This is a genomic window from Nitratireductor sp. GZWM139 (genome assembly GCF_030068685.1).
In the GTDB taxonomy this organism is placed as follows: Bacteria; Pseudomonadota; Alphaproteobacteria; order Rhizobiales; family Rhizobiaceae; genus Nitratireductor; species Nitratireductor aquimarinus.
The window spans coordinates 36,320-49,324 of sequence record NZ_JAMQML010000020.1 but is presented as its reverse complement, the minus strand read 5'-3'; the positions used below and the strand labels follow the sequence as shown (position 1 = coordinate 49,324).

Annotated in this window: 11 protein-coding genes; 4 read left to right on the top strand and 7 right to left on the bottom strand. The window is 62.9% G+C overall.

What is annotated here, in order from left to right; all coding sequences use genetic code 11:
* Positions 1–51 precede the first annotated feature (51 nt).
* Positions 52–789, bottom strand: a complete 738-nt coding sequence (locus NDI72_RS19730; RefSeq protein WP_283801537.1) for an SDR family NAD(P)-dependent oxidoreductase — start codon at positions 787–789, stop codon at positions 52–54.
* Between the two features lie 88 nt (positions 790–877).
* Positions 878–1,876 (bottom strand): TRAP transporter substrate-binding protein DctP, encoded by a 999-nt coding sequence (gene dctP, locus NDI72_RS19725; RefSeq protein WP_206544762.1) that lies wholly within the window; start codon positions 1,874–1,876, stop codon positions 878–880.
* Between the two features lie 286 nt (positions 1,877–2,162).
* On the opposite strand from dctP, the gene NDI72_RS19720 reads away from it, so the two are divergent.
* Positions 2,163–3,398 (top strand): metallophosphoesterase family protein, encoded by a 1,236-nt coding sequence (locus NDI72_RS19720; protein ID WP_283801535.1) that lies wholly within the window; start codon positions 2,163–2,165, stop codon positions 3,396–3,398.
* Positions 3,398–6,832 (top strand): YhaN family protein, encoded by a 3,435-nt coding sequence (locus NDI72_RS19715; RefSeq protein ID WP_283801532.1) that lies wholly within the window; start codon positions 3,398–3,400, stop codon positions 6,830–6,832. The genes NDI72_RS19720 and NDI72_RS19715 overlap by 1 nt, the downstream gene beginning before the upstream one ends.
* 272 nt (positions 6,833–7,104) lie before the next feature.
* On the opposite strand, the gene NDI72_RS19710 is transcribed toward NDI72_RS19715, so the two are convergent.
* From NDI72_RS19710 to NDI72_RS19695, 4 genes are all read right to left on the bottom strand, one after another.
* Positions 7,105–7,773 (bottom strand): helix-turn-helix domain-containing protein, encoded by a 669-nt coding sequence (locus NDI72_RS19710; RefSeq protein WP_283801531.1) that lies wholly within the window; start codon positions 7,771–7,773, stop codon positions 7,105–7,107.
* Between the two features lie 79 nt (positions 7,774–7,852).
* A complete protein-coding gene (locus tag NDI72_RS19705; protein WP_222473822.1) occupies positions 7,853–8,155 on the bottom strand; it encodes a hypothetical protein in 303 nt (100 codons plus the stop codon).
* A gap of 178 nt (positions 8,156–8,333) precedes the next feature.
* The gene (gene fixJ / locus NDI72_RS19700) at positions 8,334–8,951 is read right to left on the bottom strand and encodes a response regulator FixJ (protein ID WP_113154377.1); all 618 of its coding nucleotides are present in this window, start codon (positions 8,949–8,951) and stop codon (positions 8,334–8,336) included.
* The gene (locus NDI72_RS19695; RefSeq protein WP_390906443.1) at positions 8,944–10,368 is read right to left on the bottom strand and encodes a PAS domain-containing sensor histidine kinase; all 1,425 of its coding nucleotides are present in this window, start codon (positions 10,366–10,368) and stop codon (positions 8,944–8,946) included. The genes fixJ and NDI72_RS19695 overlap by 8 nt, the downstream gene beginning before the upstream one ends.
* Positions 10,369–10,584: 216 nt before the next feature.
* Between NDI72_RS19695 and NDI72_RS19690 the strand changes: the two genes are divergently transcribed.
* Entirely contained in the window at positions 10,585–10,902 is a 318-nt protein-coding gene (locus tag NDI72_RS19690) for a DUF6455 family protein (RefSeq protein WP_283801528.1), read from the top strand.
* On the opposite strand, the gene NDI72_RS19685 is transcribed toward NDI72_RS19690, so the two are convergent.
* Complete coding sequence (locus NDI72_RS19685) at positions 10,863–12,041, bottom strand: NnrS family protein (RefSeq protein ID WP_206547181.1); 1,179 nt, start codon at positions 12,039–12,041, stop codon at positions 10,863–10,865. The genes NDI72_RS19690 and NDI72_RS19685 overlap by 40 nt on opposite strands.
* Positions 12,042–12,290: 249 nt before the next feature.
* Between NDI72_RS19685 and NDI72_RS19680 the strand changes: the two genes are divergently transcribed.
* Positions 12,291–12,992: a Crp/Fnr family transcriptional regulator gene (locus NDI72_RS19680; RefSeq protein ID WP_113154375.1), complete on the top strand. Its 702-nt coding sequence runs from the start codon at positions 12,291–12,293 to the stop codon at positions 12,990–12,992.
* The last annotated feature ends 13 nt before the right edge of the window (positions 12,993–13,005 follow it).

Here is a 13,005-nt window from a genome sequence, read left to right as displayed (position 1 = left end):
ACAATCTCCTGTTGGATTGATGTTGAAGTCGGTGAGACGGCAATCGCCGCCTCAGTTCATGTGCATGCCGCCATTCACATCGACGGCAGAGCCGGTCATGTAGGACGACAGGTCGGATGCGAGGAAAAGGCAGGTGTTCGCCACATCCTGCGGCGCTCCAAAGCGACCGATCGGGATCTGCGGCAGAACCCGCGCCGTCTGCACATCATCATAGAAATCACGCGTCATGCTCGACATGATGACGCCGGGGTTCACCGCATTGATGCGAATGCCGTCCGGAGAGATTTCGCGCGCGACCGACTTCACAAGCGACAGCACGGCACCCTTGGAGGCAGCATAGTGAGCGCCGCCCATCAGGCCGCCGCCACGCTGGCCGGCAATGGATGCGATGCAGATGATCGATGCGCCGCTTTCCATCATTCCCAGCGCGCCCTGGGTCATCATCACCGTGCCGCGCAGATTGATGTCCATGATGGCGTCGTAATCGGCAGCGGTGATTTCGGTGAATTTGCGCGGCTGGGTGATCCCGGCATTGTTCACCAGAACATCGAGGCGAGCGAAACGCTCGCGCGTCACATCGAAAACTCGCCGGCAGGCGGCCTCGTCACGCAGGTCTGCCGCAACACCGACAGCCCGTTCGCCGAGCGCCTTTACGGCCTGGTCGACGGCTCGCTCGTCACGGTCCACGACCACGACGGATGCACCCTCGGCCACAAAGGTCTGCGCAACGGAAAACCCGATGCCTTCAGGGTTGCCAGCGCCCGTGACCAGCGCAATCTTGTCTTTCAAAAGCAATGACTTCTCCCACGCACGAGAAACGCAGCACAAGGCTGCCCATCCTGCCGCGCGGCCGAGCCACGCGGCAGGACAGCCAAACTCAGTTGGCGCTCTTCGAAGCTTCGATCTCGGCCATGAACTCCGTCACGATCTCCTGATCGAGCTGTGCGCTCACTTCCTCGACCACCGGCTTGACGGCATCGCGGAAGGCCTGAAGGTTCTCGGCCGAGATCGTGTCGATCTGCATGCCCTTCTCCTTCAGGAATTCGAGCGTTTCGCCGCTCGAGGCGTTGATGATCTCACGATTGTAGTCGGAGCTCTCCGCACAGGCGGCGCGGACCGCATCCTGCTGGGACGCATCCAGTCCATCCCAGAACTTCTTGCTGGCATAGACAACCGAGATGGTGGTGAAGTGCTGGGTCTCGGTCAGGTAGTCCTGAACCTCATAGAAAGATGTCGAGCGGGTGACATCGTTGGCGATCTCATTGCCGTCGATCGCGCCGGTCTCCAGAGCCGTAAACGTCTCCGGGAAAGGCAGCGGCGTCGGGTTCATGCCCATGGCTGAAAGCGCGTCGATATAGACCTTGTTCTGGATCGTGCGGATGCGCAGCCCCTGCACATCGTCGAGGCTGGTCACGGGACGCTTGTTGTTGGTGATGTTGCGGAAGCCGTAATCCCAGAAGCACAGACCGACGAGGTTGTTCGGCTCCATCTTGTCCAGAATTTTCTGCGACACCGGGCTGCGGGAAACCTTGTCCAGCTGCTCGTAGCTGCCGAACATGAAGGGAAGCTGGAAGACGTTGAATTCCGGCACCATGGCGGCCAGGCCTGCAGTCGTGGTCACCGCCATTTCGACGATGCCGCCCTGCGCCGAGGAGATCGACTGGATCTCGTTACCGATCTGCGCCTGCGGGAACTGGCGCACCGTGACGGCCCCGCCGGTCTTCTCCTCCACAAGCTCTGCAAACTTCGTGACGGTCTGCCCCATCGTGCTGTCCTGGGCGACGGGGTAGCTGAACTTGATCTCTGCGGCGGACACGGCGCCCGCGCTGAGTGCGGCAACCGAAACGGAAAGAGCGGCGGCTTTAAGCAGTTTCATGAATTCCTCCCAAAAAACACATCTTGGCGATGGCGCAATTTTCGTAACATCACCATGCGATACCTGTCAAAGTTTTTTGACCTTTTTTGAATTACAATTCTCACAATATGATTTTTATATGAGATTTCACCTATACGCGGGACGCTGCTTCAGCGCCGCATCTCCCTTCGCAACCAAAGGGTTGAGCCACAGAACGTCGTTTTCCCCGAAAACCTGAACGACCGACGCCGGGACATGCTTGAGATTGGCGATTGCCGGTGACATGTTCGTGTCCAGAGGAAACGCATTGATCAAAATTCTGCACACCGCCGACATTCACCTCGACTCCCCGCTCAAATCGCTCGCCCTGCGCGATGTGACGCTGCGTGAAAAGGTGGAAACCGCCAGCCGCGCCGCCTTTTCGCGGATCATCGACACCGCGCTCTCGGAAGAGGTTTCGGCGCTGCTGATCTCGGGCGATCTCTTCGATGGCAAGGAGCGCAGTGCGCGCACCGCCGCCTTCCTCACCGGACAGCTCGACCGCCTGCGCGCGGAGGGCACCCGGGTCTTCTACATCAAGGGCAACCACGATGCCGAAAACCCCATAACCGGAACCCTCGACCTGCCCGATCATGTGCATGTCTTCGACGCACGGGGCGGAAAGGTGCAGCTTGCGGAAAATATCTGGGTGCACGGCGTCAGCTTTGCAGATCGACACGCGCCCGACAGCCTCCTGCCGCGCTTTTCGGCCCCCGTGGCCGGTGCGGTGAACATCGCCATGCTGCACACATCGCTTGCCGGGGCGGCGGGGCATGACACCTACGCCCCCTGCACTGTCAGTGAATTGTCAGGGATGGGCTTCGATTACTGGGCGCTCGGCCATGTCCACAAGAGACAGGTCCATTCGCAGGCGCCATGGGTGGTCATGCCCGGCATCCCGCAGGGGCGTGACATCGGAGAGGCAGGCCCGAAATCGGCGACGCTTCTGAGCATCAACGACGGTGGCATTCGCGTCGACGAAATCCCCACATCGGCGCTGGAGTTCACCAATTCCGCGCTCGACATCACGGCGGCGCAGAGCGACGAGGCGTTGCGCACGCTCCTGCGCGATCACCTGCGCACGACCGCCGGTGAGCTGACGGCAGATGCCGGCGTTCTGCGCCTCACCCTGCAGGGCGCGCCGGAACGTCACTGGCATTTCTTGCGCGACCGCGATTACTGGGGCGAGCAGATCAGCGAGTTGGCGCGGGAGACCGACCGCCTCTGGATCGAGAAGCTGGACTTCAGCCTCGACGCGCCGGCGCAGCACGACGGCGCGCTTAGCGCCACCGACGAGCTGGCCGCAACGATCACCGCAATCCAGGCGGAACAGGGCTTTGCGAGCGCGGCCCAGACCGAAATCGATGAGGTTCTGATGGATCTGCCGCCGGCCATTCGCGCGCGGCTCGTGCCCGATGAGGCCGCAGCGGAAAGGCTCACCCAAAGCCTTGCCGAAGCCGGAAGCGAGCGTGTTCTGGCGCGGCTGAAGGGTGCTGAAAACTGATGCGTCTGCGCAAACTCTCCATGGACCGTTTCGGCCATTTCACGGGCCGTCAGTTCGACTTCGGCGAAGCCGGAGAGAAACCCGATTTCCACATCATCTACGGGCCCAACGAGGCGGGCAAGACGACCACGATGGAGGCGGCGCTGCGCCTCTTCTATGGCTTCCCGAACCGCGAGGGCTACGCCTTCAAACACCAGCGCAGCAATCTGCAGGTGTCCGGGCAACTGGAAATCGATGGCGACCTGCGCTGGTTCACCCGCCTTCCCACGCGCAGCGGCGCGCTGGTGGATGAGGCAGGCGCGCCCCTGCCCGAGACCGCCATATCGGCCCTTCTGGCTGGCCTTTCCGAAGAGGATTACCGCCACCTTCTGTGCCTTGACGACGAAACCATCGAACGCGGCGGCGAAGAAATCGCGCAGGCGCGCGGCGATATCGGGCGGCTTCTCTTCTCCGCAGCCGCCGGCGTGGCGGATCTGAGCACCGTTCTGGACAAGGTGCGTGAAGAAGCGGACGAAATCTGGCGCAAAAGGGCCAGCAAGACGCGCATCGCCATTCTCAAGCGTGAGCTGGCGCAGCTTGAAAAGGACATTCGCGAGCGCGACGTTTCTGCAAGCGCATGGCGCAGCCTCAAGAAAGAGCTGACCGATGCGCGCAAGGCGGAAAGCGAAGCCAGAACCGCGCGCAATGGGCTGCTTGAGAATGCCGCCCGGATTGCCGCCAGACGCCGCGCCCTGCCCATGCTGGCCAAAATCGAGGCGCTCGCAACCCGCATCGCCCCCTTCGCATCCTTCCCCGAAAGGCTGGATTTCGAACCGGAAAGCCTGGTCACACTGCTTGCCGAGGAAAGCCGGACACGGGCGGACATCGAGCGCCTGACCGCGGAGATCGAAGAGGCGAGCGCGGCGCGCGATGGCCTGAGCCGCGCACCGGAACTGGCGGCCCTCTCCGAGACGCTGGACACACTGGATGATCTGCGCGCGCGTGACGTGACCGCGGGGCTTGATCTTGAACGCCGGCGCGCAAATGTCTTTGAAGCCGAGAGCGCCATGCTGCGCGCAGCCAGAGACCTTGGCGCTGACGAGACCACCGATCCGCGCAGCCTTGTGCTGACGCCCGCCCAGATTGCCAGCCTTGAACGCGCGCGCGATGAATTGCGCAGCGCCGAGCAGACGCTTTTGGCCGAAAGCCGGGAGATCGAGGATCTGGCGGCGCGTTTCGAGCAGGCGGAAACCACGCACGAAGCCGCAGCCGCGAAGATCCCGGCCGCGTGCGGGATCGGCGAGATACTCGCCCGCCATGATGTGGAGCGCCTTGTTCCCCTTATCGCACGGGCCGAGCAGGCGATTGATGCCGCGACCGCTGACGAGCGCCTTGCGCGCGAAGGCCTCACGGTCGGCGCTGTCCGTTTTGAGACGCTGCCGGACTGCCCGACAAGCCCCCTGAAGGCGCAGGACTGGGCCCAGGCCCACGCGGAACTTACGCGGCAGATCGCCCAGGCCGAAGAAGCGCTTTCGCAGCATCGTGAGGATTTGGCCGCCCGCCGCGCGCAGGCCGCCCAGCTCGCCTCCGACACAAGCCTTGTTTCAGATGGCGAGGCAAACACCCTCAAGACCGAGCGGGACCGGCTTTGGCAAAAACACCGCGCGGAATTGAACGACGGGACCGCACAGACCTTCGAACATGCGCTTCACGCGCTTGATGCGGCGATGCAGTCGCGCGTCCTGCAGGCGCGCGATCTCGGGCAGCTGCGCCAGATCGAACAGGCCGGTGCTGAGTTGCAGGCGCGCGCCGGTCAGGCAGAGGCGCGACTGACAGCGCTTCGCGAAAAACAGGCCGCGCTTGAAAGCACCGTGAACGATGCCGCCGCATCCGTGGGCCTCCCCCTCCCGCTGACGCCGGCGGAGTGGCTTGACTGGGTGAAACGCCACGAGGCGGCGGCAGAGGCTTCGGCCAGAACCGCGCGTCTGCGCGAAACGCATCGCCCGACGCTGGCGCGGGCGGCGCATCTGCTTGATGCGCTCCTCCCCCATCTGAACCTCGAGAACCCGGATCTGGACAGCGCTCTTGCCGCAGCCCGCACTCTGGCCGAGGCGGAAAGCGAGGCGATTGCCGCCGCAGCACAGGCTCATGAGGCGCGCCGCACGATTGACGAAGAGCTGCGCCGCAGAACGAAAAGGCAGGAAGCTGCAAAGGAAAAGGCCACGCAGGCGAAAGCCGCCTGGCGCGATCTGGTCCGCGATCTTTTAAGCAATGCAGTGAATGAGGAGAGCCTTCTGGCGACACTCGATCCGCTGCGGGCTCTGCGCGACGGCGAAGAAAAACGCGCCGATGCCGCGCAGCGCGTCGCGACCATGGAGGCCGATCAGGCGCTTTTCGAAAGCAGGGTCACGGCGCTCGCCGCCACCCACGATATTCCCGTGGCCGAAACCGCAGCTGCAACATTCTCGCTGCTGCGTGAACGCTCCGAAGCGGCACGCGCTGCGGAAACACGCGCGGCGGAGCTGAGCGCAAATCTCGACCGGGCCAGCGCCCGGCTGACGGAGAAAGAGAAGCGGCTGAAAGACATCGACCGCGAGGTCGAAGTGATGGGGCGGATTTTCCCCGAAGACGCGCCGGTCGACACGCTCGATGCCCTGCGCCGCACCGCGACACAGGCCCAACAGGTCATCGCCGAGCGACAGGAAAAGGCCAGGCTTGAACGCACGGTTCTCTCCGAACTTGGTCTCGACAGCATGGAGTGCGCCCGCGAAACATTGCAGGGCGTAACGGCTGCCGCCCTTGAAGCCGAGGCGGAAAGCCTGAAAGCTGACGCTACGGAGGCCGAACGCCAGTTGACCGCAACGACCGAGAAGCGCGTGACGGCAGAGCAGGCGCTGCTTCGCGTGACCGGCGACGCCGACATTGCCGCCATGACGGAGCGCAAGGCCACGCTTGAATTGGAGTTGGAAGAGGCTGCCCGCGATCATCTGGAGCTTTCGCTGGGCTACCGGCTGGCCGACGAGGCGATCCGCCGCTACCGGGACACCCATCGCAGCGGCATGATGGCCGCCACCGAAAGCTGCTTCTCAACGCTGACGCAGGGCGCTTATGAACGCCTGACGACACAGCCCGAAGGCAATGACGAAACGCTTCTGGCAGTCGCTCGCGACGGCACGGCCAAGCGGGTGGCGGAACTCTCCAAGGGCACGCGTTTCCAGCTTTATCTGGCGCTGCGCGCCGCCGCACACGAGCAGCTGATCGCGCAGGGCACCCGCCTGCCCTTCTTCTGCGACGACATTTTCGAGACATTCGACGAAAACCGCACCAGCGCCGCCTGCCGGGTGATGGAACAGATCGGCCGCCGCGGCCAGGCCATCTACCTGACCCACCACCGCCACGTGATCGACCTGGCACAAAAAGTCTGCGACACCCCACCGCGCGTTCATGAGATTTGAGGAAGGAAGAACCCTCTGGGTGCTCGCCCAGGCGAAAGATATTTAGGAACGACGAGCGGGTATTTTCCGAAAGCACCACGTAGGCAGGCCAAAGGCGAGCATCCGTATGCGCTTTCCGGACGAGCCATTACCGAACGCAAAGTCGCATCCACGATGCATCGTCATCGCCTGCCCACCGGCTAAAAGCCAAGGCGACCATATTAATGCATCAATTGGATAATATCACTCAAAGAACTCTTGGCTCTTTGCGCACTGGTTCTCGCCCCGCCGCTTCAGGCGCACATGGCCCTGAGGGCGGCTTCGTCGACCACTTCCACCGTGCGCGTGTTGGCCAGGCGGACGAGGCCCTTGCTCTTGAACTTCGAGAAGGTGCGCGAAACCGTTTCGATGGTCAGGCCCAGATAATCGCCAATATCGGTGCGTGACATGGGAAGCTGCACCTCGCGGGCATTGTCCTGACGCTCCATCATGTCGAGAAGGAAGGCAGCGACGCGTTCGGCGGCGTTCTGCCGGCCAATCACCAGAAGATGCTCCTGCGCACGAACGAGCGCACCCAGAGCGGCGTCCAGCGTCTGACGCCAGTTGCCTTCATTGGCAGGCTGACGGAACACGCGAATGCCGGCCGGGCCAACGGCTTCAGCAAAGAAATGATGATGGCCGTCGGCTTCGAAACCGAACACTTCGCCCGCCACATGGAAGGCGCTGATCTGACGGCGACCGTCCGACAGGAGGCGATAGAGGCGAACCGCACCGAACTCGACCTGATAGAGCGCATTGGCGCGCGCGCCCTGCGCATAGACCTCTTCATTGGCCTCGAAGAAGGCAATCTGGTGCGGCTGATCGGGAGAAAACGACGCAGGCGCCGGACGCGCCTCGGCAAGACGCTGATGCCCCCGGAAAGGAGCTGTCGGTGCGTGTGCGGTTGCGGCCTGTGCAAACATGGGTGCCTCCGTCGTTTGGATGCTCCATTACTGCCGCAATGCCCGCACGCGCGAAATTCGGTTTTGTCCCTACGGGATTCTACGTAGCGCCTCTCAGATCGCGATGCCGGGCCTGCTCCAGAAGGTCGTGAACCGCGTTGACGACGGCGCTCCCAAGGAGCGGTTTTTCTATGGTTCTTATGTGCCCGGCCTGCGGCATCTCATCCAGCGTATCGGCCAGAAGAACGAGTGGCCCGGCCCCGCCAAGCAGCCGTTCAAGCGGCACCTTCATGTCGGCAAGGACTTCATGATCCACAATCGTGCAGGCAGCCGTGCGGCGCAGCCGTTCAACCTCTTCCAGATTGCGCGGCACGACAACGTCGTACCCCTCCGATTCAAGCATGAATCGCAGTGACAATCGAAAGGCTGAATCGGGCGCCACCACGAGAATCATTGCATGCACATCCCGGCATCTCCTCACTGCCGGGCAACGCAAATCAGTCACCGCGGCAGCGTACAATCTCTGCCGTCGGTCGCCATCGTGCTTTGCGTTGGATCAAAACGCCCCCTGAAAGGCGAAATCAGCCGACCGGATCACCGGCCTGCAGGACCATGCGAACCAGTTCCGGCAGGTTTCTGGCCTGCATCTTGGACATCACATTGGCCCGGTGAACCTCGACCGTGCGCGGGGAAATATCGAGTTCAAAGGCGATCGTCTTGTTGGGCATGCCCGCCACGATCCGGCGCATCACCTGCTGTTCGCGCTCCGAAAGCTGCTCCACCCGGCCCCGCACCAGCGCCGCATCGGCGGCGGCCGGTGGCCGCTTGTCGAGTTCGCAGATCGCGCGGGAAAGCGCCTCCATGAGCGTGTCGTCGGAGAACGGCTTCTCGATGAAGTCGAGCGCGCCCGCCTTCATCGCCTCGACCGCCATCGGCACGTCGCCATGGCCGGTGATGACGATGGCCGGCAGCATGGCGCCGTGCTCGTTCAGCCGCTGCAGAAGCTCGACGCCGCTCATGTCCGGCATTCTCAGATCGGTGATCAGGCAGGCATTCTGCAGCCCGGGCGCAACCTTGAGAAAGGCCGTTGCCGATTCATGCACCCGCGCCACATGCCCGGACATGGTGAGCAGAAAAGCCAGCGATTTGCGCACCGGCTCTTCATCATCAACGATATGGATCACCACATCATCAGGCATTCTGCAATTCCTGCTCTTCCATTGCGGGCAGCGTGAAACGGAATGTCGTCCCCTCGCCCGAACTCACGATCAGTTTCAACATGCCGCCATGGGCCTCGGCAATCCGCTTTGAGATCGCAAGCCCCACGCCCATGCCGCCCCTCTTGGATGAAACGAACGGCTTGAAAAGGTTCTCGGCGATCTCCTCGGGCACTCCCGTTCCCGTATCGGACACGTCAATGTCTATGGCGTCGCCTTCCTCGTTGAAAGCCACGGCCACCTTGAGCTCGCGACCGTCACTCTCGCGCATCGCCTCCATGGCATTGCGCATGAGATTGATCAAGATCTGCTGGATCTGCACCCGGTCCACGAAAACCCTGCCAAGCCCGGCTTCGAACTCGAAGACGGTGTGCACGCCGAGCTCGCGTGAGCCCATCAGGGCGAGTGCAGCCGCCTCCTCGACCAGTTTTTGCAGGTCTTCCGGGTGCTTCTCGCTCTCACCACGCGAGACGAATTCACGCAGATGACGGATGATCTGTCCGGCATGAAGCGACTGCCGCGCCGTCTCTTCCAGCGCATCGCGCATGCGCTCGGCCACGGGGTCATCCAGATCGTTCAGGAGCCGCTTGCAGCCCTGCACATAGTTGGAGACGGCCGAAAGCGGCTGATTGAGTTCATGCGCCAGGGTCGAGGCCATTTCCCCCAGCTCGTTGAGGCGGGCAAGACGCGCCAGTTCCGCCTGCACCTCTTCCATCTGCGCTTCGGTTTCCGCACGCTCGGTCAGGTCGCGGATGAAACCGGTGAAGAAGGTGCGCCCGCCACTCTTCATCTCGCCAACAGCGAGCTTCATGGGAAAGGTAGAGCCATCCTTGCGCTGACCGACCACCACGCGGTCGATGCCGATGATGCGGCGTTCACCCGTGGTCTTGTAGCGCTCGATATAGCCGTCATGCTGCCCGCGATAGGGCTCGGGCATCAGCATTTTCACATTGTTGCCGCGCGCCTCGTCTTCCGTATAGCCGAACTGGCGCACTGCTGCGCGGTTGAACGACACCATCGTTCCCTTGTGGTCGATGACCACGGTGGCGTCCGGAACCGTGTCGAGAATGGAGTTCAGATGCGCGTCGCGCGCCGCAAGCTGCTGGCGCACCAGCTTTCCCGCATCTTCGGCGTTGAAATAGGCAGCGCCCACATGGGCGATAAGGATGAGAAAGGCGATGAGCGCGGCAAACACGGGAAGCGAGAGCGGCAGCGTGTCCACGACGCCGACCAGCGCCACGGCTCCGGCAACCAGCGCCACCGCGACAATTCCGGCAACACGCCCGCCAAGGATCGCGGCGTAAAGGGCCGTGAGCGATGCAAGGAAGATGATCCAGATGCCGCTGAACGCCGGCCCCATCCACAGGCGGGCGGCCAGAAGGATCAGACTGCCGCCCATGGCAACGACATAGCCCGGCACCCCGGTGCGGCGCGCCGGTTCAGCAATATCGAAATCGTGACCCAAGATTGCCCCTTCCGCAACGGGTTCGTTTGTGGTGCGCATTATTTCCGCACGTGCGTGTCACTGCAAGCCTCGGCCATGGCACAATTGCCAACTGTTTGATCCAGCGCAAAGCGCACTGTATCGTAACAGGTGATAGTCTCCGATTAATGTTTGGAGTCGGAAATGAAACGCTTGTCCCAGAAAATTGAAACGCATGCCAAATTGATGGGCAAGATGATGGACCGCTGCGATGTGGATTTGCAGCGGCTCGCTGCCGATCGCCTTGGCCTGACGCTCGCCTCGGCCGTTCGCACCTGCGCCCGCTGCCGCAATGCCGATTCCTGTCGGGGCTGGCTGGCGGCAACTGCCGGAGAAACAAAACGCCAGCCGCCGTCCTTCTGCCCGAACGCAGTTCTCTTCGATAAAATGACACGCCTTGAGGAAGAGCCTCAGGACGAACGCCTCGCCCTGAGCAGCGCCGGGCTGTAGAGCAGCGCAAACCCGAGAAACGCGATCATCCAGGCCGTTCCGGAAATGTGAACCCAGGCCAGTCCCGGCTCGAAAGCAGCCCAGACGCGCACGATTGCGGCCACGCAGACAGCACCGAAGATCACGCCTCCCGCCAGTCCGGCCTTCAGCATGCGCCCGGTGTGCCCCAGCGTCGCGCGCATCATGACCGCCAGCGTCATCGCGCCAATGGCGCCGCCGCCGAGCGCATGAAACCCGGCGGCCTGCGGCACGCTCTCGGGCAACAGCGCCGAGAGCGCCAGCAGCCCGAGACCGAAGGGCACGAAGGCATAGGCGATGTGCAGCATGAGCACCAGCGCGTCCCGCACGGTGCGCTCACCGGCCCAGCGCGTCAGGCGCACGGCCTGCGAGACTGCGGCGATTGCAAGCAGAACGCCCGTCAGCAGCGCCTCGGGCAGAAACACCCACAGGGTAAGCGCCGCAGTTGAGACAACAAGCGACGCGACGTCATATTGCCCGAACGGCACGGGCAGACGCCCGGGATTTTCGCGCACCAGCCAGTTGCGGGTGAAGCTCGGAATGATGCGCCCGCCGATGATCATGATCAGGACAATGGCTGCGCCAAGGCCAAGCCGGCGGCTCACATCGGAGATCCCGGCCGTCTGCACCTCGACATGAAACAGGATGTTGGCGAGCAGAAGAACCGCGAGCGGCATCAGCACCTTGAGATTGCGCCAGTTGCGGCCGGCAACGATTTCGCGCACAGCCGCCAGCGTCAGCGCCACGAGAAACGCATTGTCGATGATGGCGGCCTGCCACCATCCAAGCGATGCGGAATAGTAGATGGCCACCCGCCCCGCGATCCACAGCGCGACCAGAACCGCGAGCGGCGTTCCCTGCACGGGCAGCCGCCCGGTCCAGTTGGGAATGGCCGTGAGCAGAAAGCCGGCGACGACAGCCGCCAGAAAGCCGAACAGCATCTCGTGCACATGCCAGTCGACCGGCAGGAAAAGGCTGCGCGTTTCAAGAAGCCCCATATAGATGGGCAACCAGGCGAGAATGGAGAGGCCCGAATAGGCTGCACCCAGAAGGAAGAAGGGTCGAAACCCATAGGACAACACCGCCGGCCCCTCATAGGCCCGCAATCTCGGTACAGCCATCGCCAACTCCTGAAAAGGTAGGGCCGGACGGATGCTTCCCCCATTCCGTCCGGCCGGCTGCTGCGTCGACGCTACCGGACTGGCCGGTGCGCACCGCCGCTGGTTGTCGCAGCAGCATCTCATGAAGAGCCGTTGGATATCCTTTTGGGTGGCTCTCTGAGTGTTTTTCTAGCGGCTTTCGCGCCGCGAGAATTTGCGCTAGCGCAAAGACGGTCTAAAAAAAGCGCGATTTTGAACGCGGAGTTGCAAATGCCGGGCCTCGACCCTTCGCTGATTGCCGATCTGCCGAGCTTTTCGGGGCTGGAGCGCCGGGAGCTGGAGACGCTTCTGGGCTATGCCCAGCCCCTGCGCTTTTCCGAAGGCGCGACAGTCTTCGCCCAGGGCGATGAAGCGGAATCGTTTTACGTCCTGCTCGATGGCCACATTCGCGTGGTTCGCTCAACGCCCGAGGGGCAACAGGTGATCGTGCGCTATATCAGCGTCGGCGAACTGTTCGGCATCGCAGCCGCCCTTGGCCGCAGCACCTATCCGGCGTCCGCAGTCGCCGCAGCAGAATGCGTGGCGCTCGCCTGGCCCAACGCGAAATGGGACGAACTGACCGCACGCTTCCCCTCACTTGGCGCGAACACCTACAAGACCGTCGGCGGCCGTCTGCAGGACGCGCACACGCGCGTTGTCGAAATGTCGACCGAGCAGGTCGAGCAGCGGGTGGCCCATGCTCTCCTGCGCCTCGTCAAGCAGACCGGACGCAAGACCGCTGAAGGGGTGGAGATCGACTTTCCGATCACCCGGCAGGACATCGCGGAGATGACCGGCGCGACGCTGCACACGGTCAGCCGCGTCCTTCAGGCATGGGAGAAGGACGGCATCGTTCGCGGTGGCCGCAAGCGTGTCGTGGTGATCAGCCCGCACCGCCTGCTCCTGAAAGCCGAGGCCCGCAAGGAGAGCTAGGGTCCTGACCCTG

What these genes read in the sequence shown, in the direction of transcription:
- NDI72_RS19710 (WP_283801531.1), bottom strand. Translation starts at nt 7,773, where the DNA reads ATGTTTGCACAGGCCGCAACCGCACACGCACCGACAGCTCCTTTCCGG.
- NDI72_RS19685 (WP_206547181.1), bottom strand. Translation starts at nt 12,041, where the DNA reads ATGGCTGTACCGAGATTGCGGGCCTATGAGGGGCCGGCGGTGTTGTCC.
- dctP (WP_206544762.1), bottom strand. Translation starts at nt 1,876, where the DNA reads ATGAAACTGCTTAAAGCCGCCGCTCTTTCCGTTTCGGTTGCCGCACTC.
- NDI72_RS19705 (WP_222473822.1), bottom strand. Translation starts at nt 8,155, where the DNA reads ATGCTTGAATCGGAGGGGTACGACGTTGTCGTGCCGCGCAATCTGGAA.
- fixJ (WP_113154377.1), bottom strand. Translation starts at nt 8,951, where the DNA reads ATGCCTGATGATGTGGTGATCCATATCGTTGATGATGAAGAGCCGGTG.
- NDI72_RS19680 (WP_113154375.1), top strand. Translation starts at nt 12,291, where the DNA reads ATGCCGGGCCTCGACCCTTCGCTGATTGCCGATCTGCCGAGCTTTTCG.
- NDI72_RS19715 (WP_283801532.1), top strand. Translation starts at nt 3,398, where the DNA reads ATGCGTCTGCGCAAACTCTCCATGGACCGTTTCGGCCATTTCACGGGC.
- NDI72_RS19695 (WP_390906443.1), bottom strand. Translation starts at nt 10,368, where the DNA reads ATGGGCGGCAGTCTGATCCTTCTGGCCGCCCGCCTGTGGATGGGGCCG.